The 24432-nt window shown below is 70.4% G+C and carries 22 protein-coding genes and 2 pseudogenes; 15 read left to right on the forward strand and 9 right to left on the reverse strand.

From position 1 onward, the window contains the following. Nucleotides 1-410 precede the first annotated feature (410 nt). From ACFYOY_RS31340 to ACFYOY_RS31365, 6 genes are all read left to right on the forward strand, one after another. Nucleotides 411-1079 (forward strand): HNH endonuclease family protein, encoded by a 669-nt coding sequence (locus ACFYOY_RS31340; RefSeq protein ID WP_351882936.1) that lies wholly within the window; start codon nt 411-413, stop codon nt 1077-1079. A 106-nt stretch (nt 1080-1185) separates the two neighbouring features. Then, nucleotides 1186-2898, forward strand: coding sequence for an alkaline phosphatase D family protein (locus tag ACFYOY_RS31345; protein WP_351882934.1), 1713 nt, complete (start codon nt 1186-1188; stop codon nt 2896-2898). A gap of 148 nt (nt 2899-3046) precedes the next feature. Further along, on the forward strand, nt 3047-5020 hold the full coding sequence (locus tag ACFYOY_RS31350) for an FAD/NAD(P)-binding protein (protein ID WP_388590857.1): 1974 nt from the start codon (nt 3047-3049) through the stop codon (nt 5018-5020). A 139-nt stretch (nt 5021-5159) separates the two neighbouring features. Then, entirely contained in the window at nt 5160-5642 is a 483-nt protein-coding gene (locus tag ACFYOY_RS31355; RefSeq protein WP_351882930.1) for a DoxX family protein, read from the forward strand. Between the two features lie 217 nt (nt 5643-5859). Continuing rightward, nucleotides 5860-6549, forward strand: coding sequence for a VTT domain-containing protein (locus ACFYOY_RS31360; protein WP_351882928.1), 690 nt, complete (start codon nt 5860-5862; stop codon nt 6547-6549). 84 nt (nt 6550-6633) lie between these two features. Next, complete coding sequence (locus tag ACFYOY_RS31365; RefSeq protein WP_351882926.1) at nt 6634-7332, forward strand: lytic transglycosylase domain-containing protein; 699 nt, start codon at nt 6634-6636, stop codon at nt 7330-7332. On the opposite strand, the gene ACFYOY_RS31370 is transcribed toward ACFYOY_RS31365, so the two are convergent. Further along, the gene (locus ACFYOY_RS31370) at nt 7316-8098 is read right to left on the reverse strand and encodes an alpha/beta fold hydrolase (protein WP_093461415.1); all 783 of its coding nucleotides are present in this window, start codon (nt 8096-8098) and stop codon (nt 7316-7318) included. The two genes, ACFYOY_RS31365 and ACFYOY_RS31370, sit on opposite strands and share 17 nt — an antisense overlap. A 168-nt stretch (nt 8099-8266) precedes the next feature. Beyond that, entirely contained in the window at nt 8267-10525 is a 2259-nt protein-coding gene (locus ACFYOY_RS31375) for an RICIN domain-containing protein (protein ID WP_388590860.1), read from the reverse strand. 280 nt (nt 10526-10805) lie between these two features. On the opposite strand from ACFYOY_RS31375, the gene ACFYOY_RS31380 reads away from it, so the two are divergent. From ACFYOY_RS31380 to ACFYOY_RS31390, 3 genes and pseudogenes are all read left to right on the forward strand, one after another. Further along, nucleotides 10806-11831, forward strand: coding sequence for an MASE1 domain-containing protein (locus ACFYOY_RS31380; RefSeq protein WP_388590862.1), 1026 nt, complete (start codon nt 10806-10808; stop codon nt 11829-11831). Nucleotides 11832-11958: 127 nt separating this feature from the next. Continuing rightward, complete coding sequence (locus ACFYOY_RS31385; RefSeq protein WP_351882920.1) at nt 11959-12594, forward strand: histidine phosphatase family protein; 636 nt, start codon at nt 11959-11961, stop codon at nt 12592-12594. 130 nt (nt 12595-12724) lie between these two features. Continuing rightward, a pseudogene (locus tag ACFYOY_RS31390) lies at nt 12725-12933 on the forward strand (phosphotyrosine protein phosphatase); the annotation flags it as partial. A gap of 97 nt (nt 12934-13030) precedes the next feature. Here ACFYOY_RS31390 and ACFYOY_RS31395 read toward each other — a convergent pair. Next, nucleotides 13031-14524, reverse strand: a complete 1494-nt coding sequence (locus tag ACFYOY_RS31395) for an FAD-binding oxidoreductase (protein WP_351882918.1) — start codon at nt 14522-14524, stop codon at nt 13031-13033. 508 nt (nt 14525-15032) lie between these two features. On the opposite strand from ACFYOY_RS31395, the gene ACFYOY_RS31400 reads away from it, so the two are divergent. After that, nucleotides 15033-15626, forward strand: a complete 594-nt coding sequence (locus ACFYOY_RS31400) for a helix-turn-helix transcriptional regulator (RefSeq protein ID WP_351882916.1) — start codon at nt 15033-15035, stop codon at nt 15624-15626. Nucleotides 15627-15674: 48 nt separating this feature from the next. On the opposite strand, the gene ACFYOY_RS31405 is transcribed toward ACFYOY_RS31400, so the two are convergent. Next, nucleotides 15675-16280 carry a ClpP family protease gene (locus ACFYOY_RS31405; RefSeq protein WP_059146678.1) on the reverse strand — a complete coding sequence of 202 codons (606 nt, stop codon included), beginning with the start codon at nt 16278-16280 and terminating at the stop codon, nt 15675-15677. Between the two features lies 1 nt (nt 16281). Continuing rightward, on the reverse strand, nt 16282-16944 hold the full coding sequence (locus ACFYOY_RS31410; protein WP_351882914.1) for an ATP-dependent Clp protease proteolytic subunit: 663 nt from the start codon (nt 16942-16944) through the stop codon (nt 16282-16284). 312 nt (nt 16945-17256) lie between these two features. On the opposite strand from ACFYOY_RS31410, the gene ACFYOY_RS31415 reads away from it, so the two are divergent. Continuing rightward, nucleotides 17257-17919, forward strand: coding sequence for a restriction endonuclease (locus ACFYOY_RS31415; RefSeq protein ID WP_351883102.1), 663 nt, complete (start codon nt 17257-17259; stop codon nt 17917-17919). 45 nt (nt 17920-17964) lie between these two features. On the opposite strand, the gene ACFYOY_RS31420 is transcribed toward ACFYOY_RS31415, so the two are convergent. Continuing rightward, entirely contained in the window at nt 17965-19158 is a 1194-nt protein-coding gene (locus ACFYOY_RS31420; protein ID WP_388590865.1) for an MFS transporter, read from the reverse strand. 106 nt (nt 19159-19264) lie between these two features. Between ACFYOY_RS31420 and ACFYOY_RS31425 the strand changes: the two genes are divergently transcribed. After that, nucleotides 19265-19873 carry a TetR/AcrR family transcriptional regulator gene (locus tag ACFYOY_RS31425; protein ID WP_388590867.1) on the forward strand — a complete coding sequence of 203 codons (609 nt, stop codon included), beginning with the start codon at nt 19265-19267 and terminating at the stop codon, nt 19871-19873. A gap of 106 nt (nt 19874-19979) precedes the next feature. Here the strand turns inward: ACFYOY_RS31425 and ACFYOY_RS31430 are convergent, their stop codons facing one another. Together ACFYOY_RS31430 and ACFYOY_RS31435 are read right to left on the reverse strand one after the other, a co-directional pair. Then, nucleotides 19980-20441, reverse strand: a complete 462-nt coding sequence (locus tag ACFYOY_RS31430) for a hypothetical protein (RefSeq protein WP_388590869.1) — start codon at nt 20439-20441, stop codon at nt 19980-19982. A 361-nt stretch (nt 20442-20802) separates the two neighbouring features. Next, the gene (locus tag ACFYOY_RS31435; RefSeq protein WP_351882906.1) at nt 20803-21711 is read right to left on the reverse strand and encodes a LysR family transcriptional regulator; all 909 of its coding nucleotides are present in this window, start codon (nt 21709-21711) and stop codon (nt 20803-20805) included. A 129-nt stretch (nt 21712-21840) separates the two neighbouring features. Between ACFYOY_RS31435 and ACFYOY_RS31440 the strand changes: the two genes are divergently transcribed. Together ACFYOY_RS31440 and ACFYOY_RS31445 are read left to right on the forward strand one after the other, a co-directional pair. Next, a complete protein-coding gene (locus tag ACFYOY_RS31440) occupies nt 21841-22644 on the forward strand; it encodes an SDR family NAD(P)-dependent oxidoreductase (protein WP_388590871.1) in 804 nt (267 codons plus the stop codon). Beyond that, nucleotides 22628-22824: pseudogene (locus tag ACFYOY_RS31445) on the forward strand (BBE domain-containing protein); the annotation flags it as partial. The gene ACFYOY_RS31440 and the pseudogene ACFYOY_RS31445, both read left to right, overlap by 17 nt. A 158-nt stretch (nt 22825-22982) precedes the next feature. Here ACFYOY_RS31445 and ACFYOY_RS31450 read toward each other — a convergent pair. Beyond that, complete coding sequence (locus tag ACFYOY_RS31450) at nt 22983-23711, reverse strand: NAD(P)H-binding protein (protein ID WP_351882902.1); 729 nt, start codon at nt 23709-23711, stop codon at nt 22983-22985. 151 nt (nt 23712-23862) lie between these two features. On the opposite strand from ACFYOY_RS31450, the gene ACFYOY_RS31455 reads away from it, so the two are divergent. Next, a complete protein-coding gene (locus tag ACFYOY_RS31455; RefSeq protein ID WP_351883100.1) occupies nt 23863-24339 on the forward strand; it encodes an Rrf2 family transcriptional regulator in 477 nt (158 codons plus the stop codon). Nucleotides 24340-24432: the final 93 nt, after the last annotated feature.

A 24432-nucleotide genomic window follows, 5' to 3' on the forward strand; every position in this document is an offset into this window, starting at 1 on the left:
GCTGCCGACAAGAATACGGGAACCCTCCGGCGCGGCCGCCGCCCGGGCCACCGGCCCCAGCCACACCGCGCCCTCCGCGATCAGCACGAACTGCCGCCCCGTGCCCGCCGTCACGCATGAGGCGCCTCCCAGTACCCTGCCGCCGAAGCCGTCGGGAAGTGTGACCAGGCCCACAGTCCGGGTCCGATCGAGCTCCGCGGCGACGGGCGCACGGACCACACGGACCACCACGCGGCCCGCGGCGGCCGCGCCGGATCGCCCACGTGACCCCCAACCGCCTCCTGGAACCCCTTGCGTTGACATGACCGCGTCGTCACTCTGTTACCTGGCGCCCACCCCACGGAAACCCGGCGTCGCAAGCATGGCCGGGCACCAGCGGCCAACGACCCCCCACTCTCAAGGGAGTTCGCATGTCAGACATGCACCGTCATCCCACCCGCCGTGGCGTCTACGCGCGTCGCGCCTCCGTCTTCGGCGGGTTCGTCGCCCTGCTGGGCACGATCGTCATGAGCGGGCCCACCGCCCAGGCTTCCCCGCCCACCCCGCCGAGCGCCGCCACCGCCCGCACCCAGCTCGCCTCGCTGACCGTCAAGACCGAGGGCACCACCGACGGTTACAGCCGCGACAAGTTCCCGCACTGGATCACCCAGAGCGGCTCCTGTGACACCCGCGAGGAAGTCCTCAAGCGCGACGGCACCAATGTGCAGACCGACTCCAGCTGCAAGGCCACCAGCGGCTCGTGGTACTCCGAGTACGACGGCGAGACCTGGACCGCCTCCAGCGACGTGGACATCGACCACATGGTCCCGCTCGCCGAGGCGTGGAAGTCCGGCGCCAACAGCTGGACCACCGCCCAGCGCCAGGCTTTCGCCAATGACCTGACGCACTCCCAGCTCATCGCCGTGACGGACAACGTCAACCAGTCCAAGAGCGACCAGGACCCCGGCGAGTGGCTGCCGCCCCGGACCGCCTACCACTGCATGTACGCCCGCATGTGGGTCTCGGTGAAGTACACCTACGGCCTCAGCCTCGACTCGGCCGAGAAGTCCGCGCTCAGCGGCATCCTCAACGGCTGCTGAGACGGCATACCGACCGGCACACCGCCGGGTGGAACCGCCGCACCTCCTCCGTCGTTCCGTACCGTACGCATGACGAGCACATCAGAGAACGACGGAGGAGGTCCGGATGGCCGGGCTGCGCCTGGGACCACTACTGCGCCAGGTCGACTGGGAGACCGGCACCGGCGCGACCGTCTGGGTCGAGGCCGACCGGCCCTGTGAGGCCGAGGTGCGGTGCGCCGACGGCGCGGGCGGCACCGCCCGCACCTGGCAGATCGCCGGCCACCACTACGCCCTGATCCCGGTCACCGGGCTGCGGCCGGACGCGGAGACCGCCTACCGGGTGCTGCTCGACGGTGAGCAGGTCTGGCCGCTGCCCGACTCCCCCTTCCCCGACAGCACCATCCGCACCCCCGCCCCGGGGACGGACGCGCCCGTGCGCGTGGCCTTCGGCTCCTGCCGGTGGGCCGCACCGCCCTCCGACGCCTCGCACGACCCCGTCGGACCCGACGCGCTCGACACCCTCGCCCAGGCGCTGGCCCGCGCCCCCGAGCGCCCGCGCCCCGATGTCCTGGTGCTGCTGGGCGACCAGGTGTACGCGGACGAGACCTCCGCCGAGACCCGCCGCTGGCTGGCCACCCGCCGCGATCTGAGCGAGCCGCCGGGCGAGCAGGTCGCGGACTACGAGGAGTACACCCGCCTCTACTACGAGTCCTGGCTGGACCCCGAGGTGCGCTGGCTCCTCTCCACCGTCCCCAGCTGCATGATCTTCGACGACCACGATGTCATCGACGACTGGAACACCAGCGAGGCATGGCAGCGCCGGATGCGCGCCACCCCGTGGTGGCGGGAGCGGATACTGAGCGGCCTGATGTCCTACTGGGTCCATCAGCACCTGGGCAACCTCTCCCCCACCGAACTGGCCGCCGACCCGCTCTACGCGCAGGTGCGCACGGCCGACGACGGCACCGAGGCACTGCGGGAGTTCGCCACCCGCGCCGACGCCGATCCGTCGTACACCCGCTGGAGCTACCGCCGCGACTTCGGCCGCACCCGGCTGCTGATGGTCGACACCCGCGCGGCGCGGGTGCTGGAGGAGGGCCGGCGGGCGATGCTGAGCGAGAAGGAGTTCGCCTGGGTGCGCGAGCAGGCCATGGAGGGCGCGGACCGTACCCCCGGCAGCCCCGGTCAGGAAGAGCCCGGGGCCTTCGGCGGCTACGACCATCTGCTGCTCGGCACCTCGCTGCCCTGGCTGCTGCCGCATTTCGTGCATGACGTGGAGGCGTGGAACGCCTCGGTGTGCGGCGGCAGACGCGGTGGGCGCTGGGCGCGGATCGGCGAGAATCTGCGGCAGCGCGGCGACCTGGAGCACTGGGCGGCGTTCCCCGAGTCCTTCGACGCGCTCACCGAGACCATCGCCGCGGTGGGCGGCGCACCGGGGGCACCGGCCACGATCAGTGTGCTCTCCGGCGATGTGCACCACGCCTATGTCGCCGCCCCGGACTGGTCGCGGTGGTCGTCCCGGCCGCCCCGCAGCCAGGTGCGGCAGTTGACCTGCTCTCCGGTCCACAACAGCATCTACGCCTCGATCCGGCTCGGCTTCCGCTTCGGCTGGAGTGCGGCGGGCCGCGCCCTGGGCCGGCTCTTCCGGCGCCATGGGCGGGCGCCGGGCCCCCGCCTGACCTGGCACAAGACGGGCGGGCCCTGGTTCGGCAACCAGCTCATGACGCTGACCCTCCAGGGCCGCGGCGCCCATCTGCGGCTGGACCAGGCGCGGTCGGACGCCTCGGGCGGCGGCGCCCGGCTGGTGACGGCCCTGGAGACGGACTGGGCCGGGTAGTCGGTCCCTTGGGTACCGTTCCGTGCCGTACGTCACGTGATACAGCCCACAACGGAGCGGTACCTTCCGGAGACCAGGTCGATTCGTGTGGAGCGAGCGGCATGATGGGCGCGCATCCTGCGTCACATCTGCCCCGGGAGACACGACCTTGGCCGGAGACCCTCACGCGATAGCCGTCGTCGGCGCCGGGCCGCGCGGCACCAGCGTGCTGGAGCGCCTGTGCGCCTCGGCCCCGGAACTGGCGCCCGGCACCCCGCTGACGGTGCACCTGGTGGATCCCTCGCCGCCCGGTGCGGGACGGGTGTGGCGCACCGCCCAGCCGACCGAGTTGCTGATGAACACCGTGGCCTCGCAGGTGACCCTGTTCACCGACGCCAGCGTCGAATGCGGCGGACCGGTGCGGACCGGGCCGAGCCTGTACGAATGGGTCGCGGCCCGCGGTCTGGCGCCCGGCCTCGGCCCGGACGACTATCCGAGCCGCGCGCTCTACGGCCGCTATCTGGAGTGGGTGTTCGGCGAGGTGGTGCGGGGCGCGCCGGAGACCGTGACCGTCCGGACGCACCGGGCCCGCGCCGTACGGCTGGAGGAACGGGCCGACGGCGAGCAGGTGCTGACGCTGGACGACGGGAGCTCTCTGGAGGGGCTGCACGCGGTCGTCCTGGCCCAGGGTCACCTGCCGGCGGCCACCGACGCCACGGAGCGGCGGTACGCGGCCCACGCGGAGCGGCACGGGCTGCGCTACTACCCGCCCGCCAACCCCGCCGATGTCGACTTGTCGCCCATCGCGCCGGACGAACCGGTGCTGCTGCGCGGTCTCGGCCTCAACTTCTTCGACCATATGGCGCTGCTGACGGCGGGCCGGGGCGGCACGTTCGCACCGCATCCGCGCGGCGGTCTGGTCTACCGGCCCTCGGGACGCGAGCCACGGCTGTACGCGGGGTCGCGGCGGGGCATCCCGTACCACGCGCGGGGCGACAACGCGAAGGGGCCGTGCGGGCGGCACACCCCGCTGCTGCTGACCCCCGATGTGCTCGGCCACTTCCGCAAGCGCGCGGACTCCGGCGATCCGCCGGACTTCCTCGCCGAGATATGGCCACTGGTCGCCAAGGAGGCCGAGACGGTCTACTACGAGGCGCTGCTGACCCTCCGCGCACCCGATACCCGCGCCCCGGCGGCCCCGGAAGCCTCCGGGGCCGAGCCCGGCGCCCCCGCCCCGTTCATCTCAACACGCTTCAGGAGTCACTTTTTGGCCACCGGGCACGGCAGCCCCGAAGAGGCCGCCGTGCTCACGGAGTACGGCATACCGGACGCGGAGCGCTGGTCCTGGGACGCGGTCTCCCAGCCGTATCGCGGACGCCGGTTCACAGGGCGTGACGAGTTCCGGCGGTGGCTGCTGACGTACGCCCACCAGGATGTGGCCCACGCCCGGCTGGGCAATGTCGAGGGCCCGGTCAAGGCGGCCCTCGACGTTCTGCGCGACCTCCGCAACGAGGTGCGGCAGATCGTCGACCACGGCGGGCTGACGGGGGCGTCCCGCCGGGCCCATCTGGACCGCTGGTACACCCCGCTCAACGCCTTTCTCTCGATCGGCCCGCCGCGCCGCCGGATCGAGGAGATGGCCGCGCTGATCGAGGCGGGCGTCCTGGACGTTCTCGGCCCACGGCTCGAAGTGACCTTGGAAAGCTCGGACACGGGGGCCGAAGGGGCTGGTTTCGCCGCGCGATCGGCCAAGGTGCCGGGTCCGCAGGTGGTGGCCACGACCCTGATCGAGGCACGGCTGCCGGAGCCGGATGTGCGCCGGACCGCCGATGAGTTGCTGATCCATCTGCTGGAGACCGGGCAGTGCCGTCCGCATCGCGTGGAGGGTTACGAGACCGGCGGACTCGACGTCACCACCGCCCCCTACCGGGTGGTGGACGCCCACGGCCGCCCGCATCCGCGGCGGTTCGCCATCGGGGTGCCGACCGAGGGGGTCCACTGGGTGACGGCCGCGGGCGCGCGGCCGGGCGTGAACTCCGTCACCCTCTGCGACACGGACGCGGTAGCACGCGCGGCGCTGCGTGTGGCGCATACGGGAGAGACCTTGCAGGAAGGTGTCCCGATGTGCGCGGCGGGGCTCTGAAGAGCGGCTTTTCGGGTGTCATGAAGGGGGCTCCGGGGCACCGACATTGGCATGAACTTGAACTTGCAACAAAAGATGAGGGGAACCTAACCTGGCGTTCCGCTGTTCCCTGTCCCCAGGAGCAAGGAGCTCCCCTCCCATGCCTTCTTCCCCCACCCCCCGCACCCTGGCCGAGGCGCTCGATGGCGCCAGGCCGTACGTTCTCTCCCTCTTCCGCATCGTCGTCGGACTGCTCTTCTTCTGCCACGGCGCCTCGTCACTGCTCGGCTGGTTCGGCGGCATGATGGGCACCGGCAAGACCGTCGAGGCCGGTACCTGGCCGGGCTGGTACGCGGCGGTGATCCAGCTCGTCGGCGGCGCCCTCGTGATGCTCGGCGTCGGCAGCCGCAGCGCGGCGTTCATCTCCTCGGGCTCGATGGCCTACGCGTACTTCCATGAGCACCAGCCCGAGAAGCTGTGGCCCATTCAGAACGGCGGCGAGCCCGCCGTGATGTTCTGCTGGGCGCTGCTGCTGCTCGTCTTCACCGGCCCCGGCCCCTGGGCGCTGGACCGGATATTCGGCTCGGCCCGCGCAAGCGAAGCGGCGCCCGAAACGGGGCGCCAGCCGTCGACTGTCGGCTAGGCATCACTTCTCCGCATTCGACCGACATTCAGCACCACCTGACCGATCACGCCATGCAGGGTCGAACGCCCTGCATGGCGTGATTCGAACAACATCATGACGCCCCTTACCGTTATCCTCGTCAGTCACAGGCGTACGCTGTATGGCTGTTACAGGCTGACGCCTGCCGCTTCCCGGCGACATGCGCAGCGGGGGGACCGGGATCGGGAGTAGAACGTTGTTGGAACATCTGGGGTCGCTGACCAACACCCCATGGATCTATGCGGTGATCGGGGCGTCCGTCCTGCTCGATGTCTTCCTGCCCGTCCTGCCCAGCGGAGTTCTGGTCATCACCGCCGCCACCGCGGCCGCCGGCACCACCGTTGACGCCGTCGGCGTGGTGCGCCAGGCCGGCGCCGCCGACTTCCCCGCCATGTTCGGGCTGATGCTGTGCGCCGCGACCGCCTCCGTCCTCGGGGACATGGTCGCCTACCGGCTGGCCTGGCGCGGCAGCGACCGGCTCGACCGCGCCATCGCCCGATCCCGCCGACTCACCTCCGCACAAGAGAAGTTGGGCACCGCGCTGGTGCGCGGCGGCGGTCCGCTCGTGGTGATAGCCCGCTTCGCGCCCGCCGGGCGCTCGGTCGTCAGCCTGAGTGCGGGCGCGGCCCACCGGAGGGTGCAGGAATTCCTGCCGTGGTCCGCGGTGGCCGGGCTCGCCTGGGCGGCGTACAGCGTGGCCCTCGGCTATATCGGCGGCCAGTGGCTCGGCGCCACCTGGCTGGGCACGGCGGTCTCGGTGCTCGCGCTGTTCGCGGCGGGCTCCGGCGCGGCGTATGTGATGAAGCGTCCGGGCGCGGACGCGGCCGGACCACTCCCCGCGGCACCCGCCGGGCAGCCGATGCCCCCGGTCCACCAGGCGCGATAGGGCCGTGTCGGCGACCGATTACGGATCGGCCCGCGAGACCCGCTACCGTCCCTGCATGCGTACCCCTTCCGTACCGCCTCCGGCATGCTGACCCGCGCCGCCGGGCTGGTCGCGGCGTTCGTCGCCGGGCTCGCACTGGTCGTCGCCGCGGTGCTCGTCGTACGGCATCTCACCACACCCTCGGAACCGGAGCTTCCGGTGGTACCCGAGGCCCGGCGCCCCGTCGTGGAGTCGGCGGTGCGTTCCTGCACCCCGCTGAGCGTGCCGCTGCTGGCCGCCCAGATCGACGCGGAGAGCGGCTGGCGTCCGGACGCGGACTCCGGGCACGCCCAGGGCATTTCGCAGTTCTCCCCGGTCACCTGGAAGGAGTGGGGCCAGGACGGCGACGGCGACGGCAAGGCCAATGTCTGGGAGCCCCGCGACGCCATCCCCTCGCAGGCCCGCTACATGTGCCATCTGTACGAGGTGGTCAAGGTGGTCCCGGGCAGCAAGACCCCATTAGGGGCGACCCAGCTCGCGCTCGCGGCGTACAACGCGGGGCCGAACGCGGTGCTCCGGGCGCGCGGCATCCCGAAGATCCTCGAGACGCAGGACTATGTCGACAAGATCTTGAAGGATCTGCTGCCCAAGTACCGGGAGAGCGAGGAGAAGTACCAGCGGAGCGAGGCGAAGCACACCAGCAGTGCCTCCGCCTCACCGTCCGCCTCGTCTTCCACCTCGCCCTCCACCGATCCGTCCGCGACCTCCTCCGGCGCCTCACCGTCGGCTACGCGTCGGCCGTGATGAAGTCCTCCACCGCCCGCACGAGTTCCTGTGGAGTCTCATCGGCGGGGTAGTGCCCGGCATACTCCAGCTCCACCAGCTCGGCGTTGACGTACCAGCGCAGCCAGGTCTGCCGCATCACCTCCGCCGTGAGCGCCGGATCGTGGGCGCCGACCACGATCCGGACCGGCACCTGGGCGCCGGCTATGTCCTCGTGGAAGTCCTCCAGTGCCCACGAGTCCAGCCAGGCGCGGAGCGCCTTGGGCTCGCTGTGCTCCAGTGAGTGGCGCACCATCAGGTCCAGCCAGGCGGCCGGGTGGCGGCCGCCGGTGGTGAGGTCGATGATCGTCCGTCGGTTCTCCGGGTGGTCGGCGGCGGCCGCGAACAGCTGCCACTGCTCGCCCTCCATCGGCACTCCGCTGGCCGGCACCGGCGCGACCCCGACCAGCCGGCGGACCCGCTGCGGGGCGGCCGCCAGGACGCGCTGGACGACGGCCCCGCCCATCGAGTGGCCGACGAGCGAGAACCGCTCCCAGCCGAGGTGATCGGCGAGCGCGAGCAGATCCTTCCCGGCCTCGCCGGTGGTGTACGCGCCGGGGATGTCGCGCGCCTCGCCGTAGCCGCGCAGATCGGGCAGAACATAGGTGAACCCGCGCCGGTCGACATGCGGCAGCATCGCGGCGTACGCGGCACGGTCCGAGAACCAGCCGTGCACCGCCATCACATGGTGCGGCCCGTCGCCGACGGTCTCATACGGTGGAACGAGGGGTGGAACGATCGGTCCCATGGCACCTCCGGTCCCAGTCGAATACGGGCGACGCGGCGCGTGCCCGTGGGGCTCAACGGTGACGTCTCCCGCAGAGGTGGGCAAGCCCGATGCGCATATGCGTGCCCGCGATACGCCCCGTGGAGGGGCCGTATCGCGGGCACGTGGTCGTCCGTGGGGCCGGGGGGTCTAGGGGTAGTTCACGAGGTTCGCCACATTGTTGCCGGAATTGGACGGCCCGCCCGTGTTGTTGATGACGTGGCTGATGGTGCCGGTGCCGCCGAGCGACACGGTGACCATGTGGTGGAAGCGGACGCCCGGGGTGTCGGGGACCTCGAAGGCGCGGGCCGCGACGACACCGGGGTTCACATTGAAGTAGCAGTAGCTGCCCAGCCCCCACGCCTCATGGCTGGTGACGTTCGGACCGACCTTGTAGGCGGCGTAGCCCTGGGTGTTCCCATTCATCCAGGCGCCCTGGTTGGGCGGGTCGTAGGGCATTTCGTTCTGGTAGAAGTAGGTCCGGCCGCCGTTGCCGTTCCAGATGGTCTGGTACTGCTGATAGTGCTCGACGAACAGGCCGTACATGGTGACGTCGGTACCGTTCACGGTCAGGCCGTTGGCGGCGGTGTTGGTGTTCCAGCCGACGCCGTCACCGTGGTCGGCCCGCCAGATCCACAGATGGTCGCCGATCACATTCGAGCTGTTGACCACCAGGCTCTTGGACGCCTTGCCCACCCCGGCCCCGCCGACCCGGAAGAACACATCGTGCAGGGACGTCGGATTGGCCGCGTGCTTGCCACTGGCCCCGCTCGGCCCCACCTCCATCAGGGAGGCGGAATTCACCGTACCGGCGTCGAACAGCAGCCCCGCCACCTTGACCCCGTCGACATCGGCGACCGTCATCGCGGTCACACCGTTGTCGGGGACGAGGGTGGCGAGCCCGAGGCCGAGGACGACCGTGTCGGGCCGGGTCACCTTCAGGGTCTCGCCGAGGTGATAGACGCCCGGGGTGAACAGCAGATGCTTGCCCTGGGCGAGCGCGGCGTTGATGGCCGACGCGGAGACCCCGGGCTTGGCGATGAAGAACTGGTCGATGGGCAGCGACGATCCCGCCGGCGTGCCACCGGCCCAGGTGGTGCCCTGGGAATTCGACCGCAGTGAGGGCACGAAGACCTGGTAGGCGCCCGCCTGGTCGACGTAGAGGAAGGGCTTCTCCCGCACGGTCGGGGTCTGGTTCACCACCGTGTAGGGCGGGTTGGGGAAGTTCCCCGAGGGCGCGTTGAGGGCCCCGACGAACACCATGTTCCAGTTGGATCCGGACCAGCTTCCCCACTGGGTGTTCCGGGAGAGCCACTGCTGCTGCGATCCGGAGCGCACCTGGCCGTCGATCTTCGTATCGGCCATGAACCCGCCGCTCGACCAGCCCCCGTCATCGAGCTGCAGCGAACCGCGGACATGCATCCGGCGGTACGGCGCGGCCTGGGACACCGCCCATCGGTCGGTGCCCGAGGCGGGGGTGACCGACAGGTTCTCCGCGCCGCGCCAGAAGTTCTGGGTCGCGTTCCCCTGGAACCAGTCGGCCTCGGCGTGCACCGCGCCGTTGATGGTCACATCGTCCGGTGACATCCCCAGGCCCAGCACCTGCGTATAGAAGCCCACGTTGACGTCTGCGCTGTACGTGCCCGGCTTGAAGAGCACCGCATAGCGGTTGGAGCCGAACTGGTTCCGCTCCTGCTGCTGGAAGATGGAGTTCAGGCGGCTCTGAATGGCCGACGCGGGCATCGTCGGATCGAAGACGGCGACGTTCGGGCCGAGGTCGGGGCCGTCGCCCGGCTGCTCGGGCGCGGCGGCCACCTGGAAGGACTGGGCGGCGCTGCCATTGCAGGCGTACTGCGTGAGCTGCGCCCCGTCCTGGGTGGAGGCGCCGGGCACATCGAGGCATTTGCCGCTGTGCCGGTTGACGAAGTGATACGCCCCGCCGCCCTCGTCCACGGCGCGCCACTGCTGGTTGTCGCCGCCGCTGTAGGTCCACAGCTGGACGGGGGCGCCGTCGGCCGTGGACACATCCGTCACATCCCACGCCTGGGCGGCGTCGTTGCGGTTGTCGACGCGGACATAGCCGTCGCCCGTGTCCTCGAACTTCCACAGCTGGGCGGCGGAGTTGTTACAGGCGTACTGCTGGACGGCGGTGCCGTTCGCCGTCGCCGCACCCCGCGCGTCCACGCACTTGCCGCTGCCCTTGTTGACGGCGGTGGCCCCGCCCGTCGGCAGCGCCGCGGCCTTAGCGCTCGCCCCGGGCGCCGTCGCCAGCGAGCCGCACAACGCGGTGAGCAGCGCGAAGACGGCCAGCAGAGCTGCTCTCGGGGATCTGGGGGATCTGGGGGGTCTTGGGGGTCCGGAGGGTCTCGGGGATCTGGAGCGTCTCGCGAATCGTGCCGGTTCTCGCATCACGGAAGCCTCTCCTCGTGGGGTGGGGGAAGAGCGCCCCGGTGCGGTCACAGGGCGGTCGCGGCGCGTTCCAACGAGTCTTCGTTACCGGCCGGTTGGTTGGTCTGTACCGCGGCTTTGTGGACGGTATGACCATGGGATTCCGGTGTCAATACGAGACTTAAGTCAAGTCATGAAATTGTGCTGCCCGTCTGCGCAGGGGCCAGGCTGTCCTGCGTACGGGCGAGCTCGCCCCGGCGGCCGCGTGTCAGTCGCGCCGGCCGAGGGCGCGCGTAGTGGGATGGCCGCTGTGGCGCGCGATACGGGGATCCGGCGGAAGAACGGTTTCCGGCGCCACGGTGCCACGGCGCTGCGGCTCGTGGCCGTCGCCGCCCTCTACTACGCGGCCGCCTGGATCGGGCTGCTGCAGGAACTGGTGCGCGATCAGGTCACCCCGCTGTGGCCGCCGACCGGAATCGCCCTGGCCTGTCTGCTGACGCTGGGGCCCATGGCCTGGCCGGGCATCGCCCTCGGGGCCGTCGCGGTCAACGCCCCCATCGGCCCGTCGCCCCTGGCGGTCCTCGCGATCGTCGTGGGCAACACCCTGGCCCCGATCTGCTCGTATCTGCTGCTGCGGCGCGTGGGCTTCCGGCCCGCCCTGGACCGGCTGCGGGACGCGCTGGTCCTGGTCTTCCTCGGCGCCCTGGCGGGCATGCTGATCAGCGCCACAGTGGGGACCGCCGCGCTCATCGTGTCGGGCGCGCTCGCGGCGGGTGACTTCTGGACCGCCTGGTCGGTGTGGTGGACGGGCGACGCGATGGGGGTGCTGGTGATCACCCCTCTGCTGCTGGTGCTCCACCGCCTGCTCCACCGTGCCCGACTGCCCCGTGGCGTCAGCCCGTACCGCCTGCTGGAGGCGGCGGCCCTGCTGCTGGGCACGGCGGCCGTCACCCTGGTCGCCACGCGGACGGAGGTCAGCCTCCTCTTCCTCGTCTTTCCCTTCCTGATCTGGGCCGCCCTGCGCTTCCAACTCGCGGGCGCCGCCCCGTGCTCGCTCATCGTCTCGGTCCTCGCGATCGCCGCGACGGCGGAGGGCACCGGTCCGTTCTCCCACCATTCGCTGCCGGCCCGGATGGTCATTCTCCAGGCATTCAACGGCTCGACGGCCCTGACGGCCCTGCTGCTGTCGGCGATCATCACCGAACGGAACGCCACCCGCCGCCAGATCGAACACGTCTGCGCCCAACTGGCCGAAGCCGTCTTCCGCCTCACCCCGGACGAGCCCCGCCCGCCCGAAGGCGACCGGAAGTCCACGGACCGGCGATAGCGGGCCGTCCGAGAGTGCCGCCGGGAGCGGCCACGGGGCGCGGCGCCGGGCGCGCCGGGAACCGGTCTGCTGGAACCGCCACCCCGCACCAGCCGTCTCTTCCATCGACTCTCGACGGACAGGGACCATGACCGCGACCCACGCCACCCGCTATCTCTATCTGACCCGCCACGGCGAGGCCACGCCGGACGAAGACGGGCTCACCCCCACCGGCCGCCACCAGGCCGCGCTGCTCGGCGAGCGGCTCCGGGACGTCCCGCTGTCGGCCATCCACCACGGCCCACTGCCGCGGGTGGCCGAGACCGCCCGGCTGATCGATGACCGGCTCGACGGCGTACCCGCCCATGTCTGCGAACCGGCCGGGGACTACGTGCCGTACACGCCCCGCCGAGACGAACTTCCCGCCGATTCCGCCGACTTCCTGCTCGACTTCGTCCATGGCTTTCCACCCGATGAGCGCGCCCGCGGCCCGCTACTGGCCCGTACCGCCGAGGAGCGCTTCACCGGCCCCGTGGACGGCCCCGAGGACCGCCATGAGCTGGTCGTCACCCATAACTTCCTCATCGGCTGGCTGGTCCGAGCCGCGCTCGACGCCCCGAAGTGGCGCTGGCTCGGCCTCAACCAGTGCAACGCGGCGCTGACGGTCATCCGCTATCCCCCGCCCGGCCGACCGCCCTCGGTGCTCTTCTCCAACGACATGGCGCATCTGCCCGCGCCGCTGCGCTGGACCGGCTATCCGCCGGAGCTGCGCATCACTTCCTGACCCGGGGAACCGGCCCCTGGCCTTCCGCCGGGGGCCGGGCCCGCGCTGTTGGGCCCGGCCCCCGCCGTGTCCGAGTACGCAAGCAGCCCAGCAAGCGTGAATAAGGACAGCCACACGGTAGGGCCCGGCACTGACATCCGAAGCCGTGCAGGCCTCGGCTGTCGTCATCACCATGGGCTGCGGCGATGCCTGTCCGTACGTGCCCGGCAAGACCTACCTGGACTGGAAACTCGAGGACCCGGCCGGTCAGGGCGTTACAGCGGTGCGGCCGATCCGCGACGACATCCGGCCCGCGTCCAAAGCCTCGTCAACGACCTCACCGCAGGAGGCCGCGGGTGACCCTCACCTCGAAGTGCGTCCGGGTCACCCGCCTGACGGCCGAGTGGTCCTCTGCGTCAAGGGTCTGAGCGGGGTCGGAGTCCCGAGGACGAGCCGGTCAGCATGACGCCGGTGGGATGCTCTGCTCGTACTGGAAGACGTTGTGGGGGTCGTACTTCGCCTTGATCTTGCGCAGCCGGTCGAAGTTGGCCCCCCAGTAGGCGGTTTCCCAGTCCTGCATTCCGATGTTCGGCACATTGACGTAGGCGCCGTTCACGTAAGGCCGCAGCGCCTGGCTGAACTCGGCGATCCATGCCTGGGCCACCGGGGTCAGCTCGTCGCCACTGCCCGGTACCCCACGAGTCCCCCAGCCGGCCCCGGGCTCGGAATAGAAAAGCGCGTTGCGATGCGGGAACGCCGCGCCGCCACGCGGCTCTCTCCGCACCGCCCCGCCGAAGGCCTGGGTGAAGAAGTTGCTGTCATCCGTGGGGGCGTCTCGCATGAATGAGGCGATCAGGCTGATCGCCTTCTTCGGGAACGGCTCGGTGGTGAACTGCGAGAAGAATTTCCAATTCGCGGGCTCGTCCTGCGTCGGAATCTGGAATCCCGCGTATACGTCGCCCCAGTTACCGATCTGCACGGAGACCTCGGGCTTACCGATCGACAAGATCGGGGCCAGCAGCTTCTTCGCCTCTGCCGCCGTCCCTTCCGCGAGAACCCCGAACAGCAGGATCTCGTTTCTGTGGATCTCGAGCTGGGTTCCGAGGCGGTTGTCGGCGCTCGGTCCCGTACGCTGCCACGCGTCGAAGACCCTCTGCAGGTCCCCGAGGCCGTCCCAGGTCGCCTGCACATAAGCGACGCTCTTGAGCGGAGCCGCCTTGTAGGTGAGCGAGGTGACGATCCCGAAGTTGCCGTTTCCCGCCCCGCGCAGCGCCCAGAGCAGGTCCGAGTTGTTCTTCAGGTCTGCCGTGATCACCTTGGCGCAGTCCGGGTCCGACGCGACGACGATCTCGGCCGCCGTCAGACTGTCACAGGCCATGCCGAGGTAGCGGGTGAGGAAGCCGAAGCCGCCGCCGAGCGTGGCACCGGACAGACCTACGCTGCCCTCCGTTCCGGTCGTCACCGCGAGGTCCTTCTTCGCGAGCGTGGTCACCGCTTCCAACTGGTTGAGCCCGGCGCCGACCCTCGCGGTACGCGAGGCGGTGTCGATGTGGACCGACTTCAACTCGCTGACGTCGATCACGATGCCGTTGTCCACATTCGACCAGCCCTCGAGGCTGTGGCCACCGCTGCGCACCCGCAGCGCGACGTCGTGCTGCCGCGCCCACGTGAGGGCGTTGACCACGTCCTGGGTGTTCTGGGCATAGACGATCACCAGCGGATAGTGAACGAAGAGCTCGTCCCAGCCGAGGCTCGCATCCGCGTACCCGGGGTCGTTGGGGGTCACGATGCGGCCGGTCAGCTTGACCGGCTGGCTTTTCGCGCTTTTTGACAATTCGCTCGCGACGCTCGCGCCCGGAGCTTCTGCGGCCACGATTCCCGGGAGAACAACCGCGCCGGCACCAGCAGCCGCCGTCGTCCTGAGCAGGCGGCGGCGAGAAAAGTCGTGCATGGTCCGTATCCTCTCGACCGAGCTACGCCAGCAATCGGCCGAGGCAAATGTTGTCCGCCTGCTGGCGAGTTCAATTCCTTGTGTACGATCCCTGGGAGCCGCACAGTAACAGGAGTGATCGAATCGGCGTTACCCGACACGCTAATTGAGGCAATGACGGCTTACTGAAGGAGAATATATCCGGGCGGCATGAATTAGCCCAGCCGAGTGGATACGGCCGGGCTTTGTGTTCGTATTATCGGCGCGATGATCACTCTCTCACACCTGGTCGCAAGTGATGCTCTTACGCAAAACCTCCGAAGAGGGCACGAAGAAGAGCCGACCCAACTCCCCGGTCGCAGGCGTCCGGGAGGACTCCACGTCGACGACCGGATACCGGCCCGTGGAAACGTCGCCAACTACGGCGGGCCGGCTTGCGGAGGCCACCGCGGATCGAACGCGTGAGCGGTTCGCCAAGGGCAGAGCGCCGTCCCCTTCCCGTCGGGCGCGACGCTCCTACCCTGAGGGGGTGAGCAGCCACGCGTCGAACCGAGCCCGCGTCATTCCCCTGCGTCCGGCCACCGCGGACCCGGCGCCCCAGGCGGGAGCCACCGCCGGGGCCACCGGAGCCCCCGCGACGGGCCCCGCCGTTCCGGCCGCCCCGGCTGCCCCGGGCGGCCCGATCCGGCGGGAGCAGCCCGGCCGGGAGCCGGTGAAGGAGCCTCTGCTGCGGGATCTCGTCGGAGGCGTGTTGCGGCGCGAGCGGCTCGCCCAGCAGCGCACGCTCAAGGACGTGGCCGAGGCGGCCCGGATCTCGATGCCGTACCTCTCCGAACTCGAACGGGGCCGCAAGGAGGCGTCGTCCGAGGTCCTCGCGGCCGCCGCCCGCGCGCTCGGCCTGAGCCTGGCCGACCTTCTCGCCATGGCCCAGGGCGAGCTGATCCGACTCGTCTCCGGCCCGCGGCGGCGGCGTGACGGTTCGGTGGTGTCGGTCGCGTCCCTGACGTCCGTCACCTCCGTCACCTCCGTCACCCCCGCCACCTCCGTCGCGTCCCCCGCATCCGTCACGGACCGCGGGTCCCGGCACGCGGGGCGGCAGGGCGAGGTACGGCTCGCCGCCTGAGACACCGCCGCCCGACGCCCCGCCTCCGGGACACCGGCTGTCCCCCCCTCAGAAACCCCGGCCCGCCCGCCGACTCAACACCTCGTCGGCGAGCCCGTACGCCACCGCCTCCTGCGCCGTGAAGACCTTGTCGCGGTCCATGTCGGCGCGGAGCGTGGCGGCGTCGTGGGGCGTATGGCGCGCGAGCACCTCCTCGACCTGCGAGCGGATCCGGAGCATCTCCTTGGCCTGCAGACTGAGGTCCGAGACCGTGCCCTGCTGACCACCGCTCACCGGCTGCCCCAGCAGCACCCGGGCGTGCTCCAGGACGAACCGCCGCCCGGGGTCTCCCCCGGCCAGCAGCACCGCCGCGGTCGAGGCCGCCTGCCCTACGCAGAACGTCGAGATGGGCGCGGACACGAACGTCATCGTGTCGTAGATCGCCATCAGCGAGGTGAACGAGCCGCCCGGTGAGTTGATGTAGATCGCGATCTCCTGCTCCGAGCTCGACGATTCGAGGTGGAGCAGCTGCGCGATGACGACGTTGGCCACGCCGTCGTCGATCTCCGTGCCGAGGAAGATGATCCGCTCGGAGAGCAGCCGGCTGTAGATGTCGTACGCCCGCTCCCCCTGCGTGGTGCGCTCGACGACCGTCGGAATCGTGTACTGCCCCATGTCAGATCCCCATCCTGCGTCGCGCACCGGCCGGCCGTACGTCCGCGAGGGACTCCAGGACCCGGTCGACCATTCCGTACTCCTTCGCCTGCTCCGCCGTGAACCACCGGTCGCGGTCGCCGTCGCGCGAAATGGTCTCCACGCTCTGTCCGGTGTGTTCCGCCGTGATCCGCTCGATCGACCGCTTCATGAATTCGAGATTCTCGGCCTGAATCGCGATATCGGCCGCGCTCCCCCCGATACCGGCGGACGGCTGATGCATCATGATGCGGGAATTCGGCAGTGCGTAGCGCTTTCCCATCGCTCCGACAGTGAGCAGAAACTGCCCCATGCTCGCGGCGAATCCCATGGTGAGCGTGGACACGTCGTTCGGAATCAGCCGCATCGTGTCGTAGATCGCCAGCCCCGCCGTCACCGAACCGCCCGGGCTGTTGATGTAGAGGCTGATGTCCGACCGCGGATCCTCGGCCGAGAGCAGCAGCATCTGCGCGCACACCCGGTTCGCGGACACCTCGTCCACCTGCGTCCCGAGAAAGACGATGCGCTGTGTCAGCAGCTGCGAGGCAAGATGATCGTCGAACCGCGTGGGAGCCGTGTCCCCCTCCGCGGCTCGCGGAATCGACCCCGGCTCCCAGCCGGTGGCGAATGCTCCGAATGTTCCCATCGGACCTCCCTGTGAGTGCCGCCTGTGCGTACCGCGACGCACACCGCCGCGGTCCTTTCACCATCGGCCCAATTCGCCTGCGCGGTAAGGAATCTCGGCTCGCGGCAGATTCGCCCACGGCAGACCCGGTCCGGCCCATAAGGCGGTCTTGCGGGGCGTCCCGCCATTCCCGAGACTGCCGGGAAACGAACCGACAGGGGGGCGGGCGCGATGGCCGTGCGACGACGAGGACAACGGCAACGGCGACGTAAAGCGGCGTTACGGCGAGCGAAGGCACGGCTGCGCCGCACGGCCTGGAGCGGCGGCGCGGTGATGGTCCTCGCGCTGGCCCTGGTCTGGAAGACGGTGTGGCCGTACGTCGTCGGGGCGATCCTCGTGGGGCTGCTCGGCGTCATCGGATGGTGGTTGCGGCGAACGCATCTGCGCACCGTGGCGCAACACCGCACCTGGCAGACCGAGGAGGAGAACGCGGCACGTGAGCGGTCCATGGCCGAGGTCGACGCCATGACCTGGCAGCGGTTCGAACGGTACGTCGCCGAGCTGTGCCGCCGGGACGGCTGCACCCAGGTCGTCGTCTCCGGGAAGTCGGGTGACCTGGGCGCCGACGTCATCGGCCGGATGCCGGACGGGCGCCGGCTGGTGATCCAGTGCAAGCACTACGCGCCCCATCGCACCGTACCGAGCGGCGATATGCAGAAGTTCCTCGGCACCGCGAAGGCGGAACACGCCGCGGACGTGGCGGTGTTCGTCGCCACCTGCGACTTCACCCGGGAGGCGGAGAGGCTCGCGGTGAAGCACGAGATCGTCGCCTTGCACCGGAACCTCCTCGGCGCCTGGGTGCGGGGCTCCACTTTGGAGTCGCTGATCCCGCTCAACGGGGCGGGCAACGGCCGTAGGCCACGAAGCCTCAGGGACGGCCGGGGCGCAACCGCCCGCCCCAACGCACCCGGCCCAGGCCACCACCGCCCTCGATGAGCTCCCGACCCAGCCGGCCGATGGCGATCACCGCCTCCCGGGGAGTCATCGCCCCGCCGGAAAGGCCGCGCGCCGACCGCAGCCGACCGTGACCAGTGCGATGAGCGCGAGCACGATCATCCCGGCGGGGAGGACCGATGCGCCGATGCCGTCGACGACGACGGCACCGAGCGCACCACCCGCGAAGATCGCCAGGTTGAAGGACGTCGTGAGCAGGGCGTTCGCCACATCGCCGTTCTCGCCCGCGGCTTCCCCCATGGCCGTCTGCAGATGCGTCGCCGCGCCGCCGAACGCGATGCCCCACAGGACGATCGCGAGGAGCACGAGAACCAGGGCCCCCTGGCCGAGGACGAACGTCGCACCGGAGACGATGAACAGGCTCACGCTCGCCAGGGTGAGCCGGCGCAGCGCGTGGTCGATGAAGACGCCGGTGATCCAGATCCCCGCGAGTGCCGCGACGCCGAAGACGACGAGTGCGATGTCGGGCCGCAGCGCGAGATGTGTCTGCCGCAGATAGGGGGCGATGTAGGTGTAGAGGAGGTTGTGCGCGAGCATCCAGACGAAGACGACGACGAGGATGGTCGCCACGCCCGGAATGCCCAGCACCTGCGCGAGCGGCACCCGTGTCTGCGCCCGCTGCCCCGCGACATCGGGCACGAGGAACCACGCGAAGACCATGACGACGGCGGTGAGCAGGGACATCGCGGCGAAGGCCCATCGCCATCCGGCCGCCGAACCGAGCCAGGCGCCGAGCGGCGTCCCGACTGAGAGCGCGACCGGGGTCCCGGTCATGGCGATGGCGAGGGCGCGTCCCGAGTGCTCCGGCGCGGCGATGCGCCGCGCGTATCCCGCGAGCATGCCCCACAGCAGGCCGGAGAAGGCTCCCGCGACGAAGCGGGCGCCGAGGGCCACGGGGAGCGAGGGCGACAGAGTGGTGACGGTGTTGGCGACCAGGAATCCGAGCAGCCCGGCCAGAAGGAGCGGCTTCCGCCGGGCCCCGCGGGTCAGCATGATCGCGGGTATCGCCGCGAGCACCGTTCCGATCGCGTAGGCGCTCACGAGCTGCCCGGCTCCGCCCTCCGAGACGCCGAGCCCACCGGCGAGTTGCGGGAGCAGTCCGGCGGGCAGCGTCTCGGTCATGATCACGATGAAACCGGTGCACGCCATCACGACCAGCGCCGGAACGGGAAGCGACTCGCGTGATCGCGTGGGAGCCGCGGCGGGGAACGTCGAGGTCATCGAGGGGACTCCTGCATCATTTACGGATCGATCGATCCGATATTGACGCGAGGCGACCGCGGCCGTCAAACTGGATCAGTCATTCCGAAAATGGAGGAGGTCTGCCGTGTCACCCGTCGGCCGTCCCCGCACCTTCGACCCCGAGTCCGTTCTGGAAGCCGCGATGCTGCTGTTCTGGGAGCAGGGCTACGAAGCGACCTCGCTCGCGCAACTGCGCGAGGCCACGGGCCTGTCCTCGGCCAGCCTGTACGGCGCCTTCGGCTCGAAGGACGGATTGTTCGAACGGGCCGTGGAGCACTACATCTCAGGCCCGGGCAGCATCACCGACGTCGCTGCCGACGAGGCCCTGAGCCCCCGGGAGGCCATCGCCCGCCTCCTGCACGGCTCGATCGATATGCAGACCGACCCGTCCCACCCCCGCGGATGCCTCATCGCCCTCTCGGGCACACTCGGCGCACCGGAGACGGGCGAGGCGGCGCGAAGGGTCGTGGCCGCCCGCCGAGCGGTGGACCGAGCCCGCGTCAGAGCATGCGTCGTAGGCGGCATCGCCGCCGGAGACCTCGCCGAGCACACCGACGTGGACGGCACCACGTCGATGATCCACGGCTTCCTGCTCGGCATCTCGACGCAGGTACGCGACGGCATCCCGGCCCAGCACCTGCACACCGCGGCCGACACGCTACTGGCCAACTGGCCCACACCAAGCGGCGATTGACGCACCCGGGCGCCACCGACGGAGAGGCGCCATGGCCGTCAGGTCTCTCTCACGGCCTTCGCCCGCGTGCGGGGCCCGGATGGGTGGTGCGGGCGGCGGTGGCCAGTCAGAGCTTGAAAACCACTCCGCGCCAGGTCCACCCCGCCCCGAGAACCGTGTCGCGCAGGGGGTCCTTCATCTCCCGCGAGTCGAAGCGGAACGTCTCAACCCGTTGCCGGCGGCCGTCGGGCCCCTGCTCGTAGGTCCACCGCTTGGAGACCGTGGTCGCCGGCCCGCGGCTGTACTGGCGCGAGGTGGCGAAGGCGGGCGTGGTCCCGACCCATGTCACCTCCCACTGCTCGTCGAGCGTGCGCACCTCGCACTTCTCCGGGATCAGGCGCATTCGGATCCGGAGCTGCCGGTTCAGCCGGCTGCGGGCGAAGAGGCTCTGCCAGGCGGCTTCCTGGATCCGCCACTCCGCTACCAGGTCGGCCTTCTCCTCGGGTCGGGCGGCGCGCACGACGAACGGCACTTCCGTGCCGTTGAGCCCGAGCAGCGCGGCCCGCAGGTGCGCGGGAGGCTGCGACACGACCCCACTGCCGGGGTATTGGGTGCCGGTGTACGTGTCCCAGCGACGGCCCACCGCTACGCCTCCGCTCCGGCATCGGGGCGAACCGATCCCGTCCGGGCCGGGACGTCCCCCCAGTCCATGATTCCCATGCTGATCACGGTACGGCGGGGCAGGCGTATCAGGACCTCATACGGGCGGTCTTGTGCGCGACCCGTGACACACACACCATCACGGGCCTACCGTCACAAGCAGGTTCGACCCATGCCGAGCGCGAGCCCCCTCTCCCCAGGTGTGGCCTCTCGCTGCGATCGAGCCCGCTCGCGCCCCCGCGCCAACCCCCGGGGGCGCTGGCATGTGCCCGCACGGTCGCACCCGGGCGTCAGGGTGCCGCACGAAGCTGTGCGGCCTCGTGGCGCAGCGCCTCCACGGTGGCCGCCACCTCGGGAGAGCGGTCGCGGACCGTGACGGCGACCATCGCCCGGCCGAGCCAGGCGGGGTCGTCGACTCGGACGGTACGGACGCCGGCGGGGATCGCGGCCGCGGCCACTTCGGGGAGTACGGCGATGCCGAGGCCGGTGGCGACTAGGCCGAGGCGGGTGGGCCATTCGCGGGCGGCATAGGCGATCCGCGGCTGGTCGAGGGTGGGCCAGGCGCCGAACTGGGGGTCGTCGCGGAGGCCCTTGCCGACGATCCAGGGCTCGTCCCTCAACTCGGTGACCGGGATGGTTCCGCGACCGGCGAACCGGTGGTTCGCGGGGACGGCGAGCAGGAGACCGCCGTCGAGGAGCAGATCGCGGCGCAGTCCCTCGAATGCGTAGGCGGGCAGGTCCGCTCCCACGCCGATCACCGCGACATCGATGCGATGGGCGCGGAGTTGGCGAAGCTGCGTGGGAGAGGACGCCTCGCCGAACTCGACGATCAGCGCCGGGTGGTCGTTGCGCAGCCGGGCCAGCGTCCTGGGGACGAGCACGGCGGCGGCCGAGGGGAAGGCCGCGATGGAGACGCGTCCGGTGACGTGGTCCGTCAGCCCGGCGAGGTCCGCGCTGACGGCGTCGATCTCGCTGAGGACCGTCGCGGCCCGGCGGGCGAGCACCATACCCGCAGGTGAGGGGGTCACCCCGCGGGCTCCCCGGACGAACAGCGGTGCGCCCGCGGCGGCTTCCATCGCCGCCACCTGACGGGACACCGCCGACTGGGTGTATCCGAGCGCGTCGGCCGCGGCGGTGAACGATCCGGTGTCGACGACGGCCTGGACAACGCGGAGACCGGTGAGGGACAGGTCGGCCATGCCACCACCCTGACACATTCCGGGAGTGCATGTCTCCTATGCCAGACCTTCGCTGGTGGAATGCCTTGACCAGCCGCACGCTGGAGGAGCAAGAGCAGGCAAGCCATCCCATAGGGAGCACTGACAATCATGGCGAAGACGTGGTTCATCACGGGCAGCTCGAGGGGGTTCGGCCGCGAGTGGGCGGACGCCGCGCTGGAACGCGGCGATCATGTCGCGGCGACGGCCCGGGATGTCAGCCGGCTGACCCCTCTGGTCGAGCGGTACGGGGATGCGGTGCTGCCGCTGCGGCTCGACGTCACCGACCGTGCCGCGGTGCATGCGGCAGTGCGGCGTGCCCATGCGCATTTCGGTTCGCTGGACATCGTGGTGAACAACGCCGGCTACGGGCATTTCGGCATGGTCGAGGAGTTGACCGAGGACGAACTCCGGGCCCAGATGGACACCAACTTCTTGGGTGCGGTGTGGGTCACGCAGGCCGTTCTGCCCCTCATGCGGTCGCAGCGATCGGGACGGATCCTGCAGGTGACCAGCGAGGGCGGCGTACGGGCCTTCCCCGGCATCGGCGCGTACCACGCCTCCAAATGGGCCCTTGAGGGATTGTCGGAGTCCCTGGCCCAAGAAGTGGCAGCCTTCGGCATCCATATCACCAACGTCGAGCCCGGCCCCTATGCCACCGACTGGCTGGAGCGCGGGGCACGGCACAGTGAGCGGCACCCGGACTACGCCGAAGTCCACACGGCCACGGCGGTGGATTTCGAGGTCGGCGACCCGAGCGCGACCCGCGACGCGATTCTCCGCATCGTCGACGCGGAGCGGCCCCCGTTGAGGATCTTCCTCGGCAAGTCCTTCAGCGATGTCGCCGATCTCTACGAGGAGCGCCTGAAGACGTGGCGGGAGTGGCAGCCGGTCTCCCTGGCGGCGTTCGGTTGAGGGGCACGGCGCCGACGTCCGGCCGCGGTCCCGCGGCGCGGTCTACCTCAACTTCATCGGCGAGGAGGGCCGGGACCGGGTCATCGAGGGATTCGGCGCCGAGAACTCCACCGGCCGGCCGCGGTGAAGGCCCTGTACGACCCGGACAACGTCTTCCGGCTCAACCACAAATCGAGCCCCACATCGAGCCCCGCCCGGCGGGGCGGTGACCCCGGACGGGCCGGCGTCCTGTCCGCTTCCGCCACGGCGGGCCAGGGCTCGGCGCTCTGTGATCTACGTTCCGCGGTCTACCGTCCGTGGCCTACGGTCCGCGCGCCTGAGCGGGCGCGAGCGGCTCGTCAGGAGAGCCAGTCGGTGTAGCGGGTGGGGGCGAGGTGGGCGCTCTTGTCGGTGAGAACGTCGCCCTTGACGGCGGCGAACAGGCCGGCGGTGGGGTCGGTGACGACGGTGCGGTCGTCGCCCTTGTGGGACAGGGTGATCCGGCCCAGCTCGTCCAGGGAGAAGACCTCGGGGCCCCCGATGTTGTAAATGCCACGCACCGGGGCGCCCGCGGCGACCTCCGCCACCGCGGCGGCCACGTCCTTGGCGGCGATCGGCTGGATCGGCGTGGCGGGCAGCCGGACGGTGTCGTCGTCGGCGGTCCAGGACATGGTGGCGTCCATGAACTCCATGAACTGCGTCGCCCGGACGATCGAGTACGGGATCGGCCCGGCCGCGAGGATCTCCTCCTGGAGCACCTTGGCCCGGTAGTAGTCCAGCTCCGGCACCTGGTCCACGCCGACGATCGAGAGGATGACGAAGTGGCCGACGCCGCCCCGCTGGGCCGCGGCCAGCAGGTTGTCCATCGAGGTCCGGAAGAAGGCCAGGGAGGCTTCGTCGAAGGTCGGGGAGTTGGTCAGGTTGACGACGACATCGGCTCCAGCCACCGCCTCGTCCAGCCCCTGGCCGGTGATGACGTCGGCTCCGGTGGACTGCGAGTGCGGTACCGCCTCGTGCCCGGCAGCGTTCAGATTCTTGACGACCTGCGATCCGATCAGCCCGGTACCGCCGATGACTGCGAACTTCATGACATGCCCTTCGTCGGGATTGCTTCTCAAATACGGCATATGGATACCCGCGCGAGCGCGGCATCCACCAAACTCGGACACATCTTGTCCGAGAAAATACGCGGACACAAGTTGTCCGAGTAGACGGGCTGATTACAGTGGTCCCGTGAAGATGTCCGGCGGAGTCGAGTGGGCCCTGCACTGCTGCGTCGTGCTCACGTCCGTCGAGGAGCCCGTCCCCGCGACCAAGCTGGCGGAGTTCCACGACGTCTCGGCCAGCTACCTGGCCAAACAGCTGCAGGCGCTCTCCCGGGCCGGGCTTGTGCGCTCGGTCCAGGGCAAGGCGGGCGGCTACGTGCTCACCCGGGAGCCCGCCTCGATCACGGTGCTCGATGTGGTGGAAGCGGTCGACGGCCCCGCCGCGGCGTTCACCTGTACGGAGATCCGCCAGCGGGGCCCGATGGCCACCCCGGCCGAGTCGTGCACCACACCGTGCCCGATCGCCCGCGCGATGTCCGGGGCGGACGCGGCCTGGCGGGAAGCGCTGCGCGCCGTCTCGATCGCCGATCTGGCGCAGGACGTCGCCGAGACCTCGGGCCCCTCGGCGATGACGCGCGTCAGCGCGTGGCTGACCACGCCGCAAGGCTGAGCACCACGCGTCGACCCCGGGGTCCCCGGGGGCCCCTCGATCCCAGAGGACCCCGAAGACCCTGAGGCCCTCGAGGACCCCTCGCCCCCTACG

Origin of the sequence: Streptomyces sp. NPDC007875, from assembly GCF_042868035.1 — a bacterium.
In the GTDB taxonomy this organism is placed as follows: Bacteria; Actinomycetota; Actinomycetes; order Streptomycetales; family Streptomycetaceae; genus Streptomyces; species Streptomyces antimycoticus.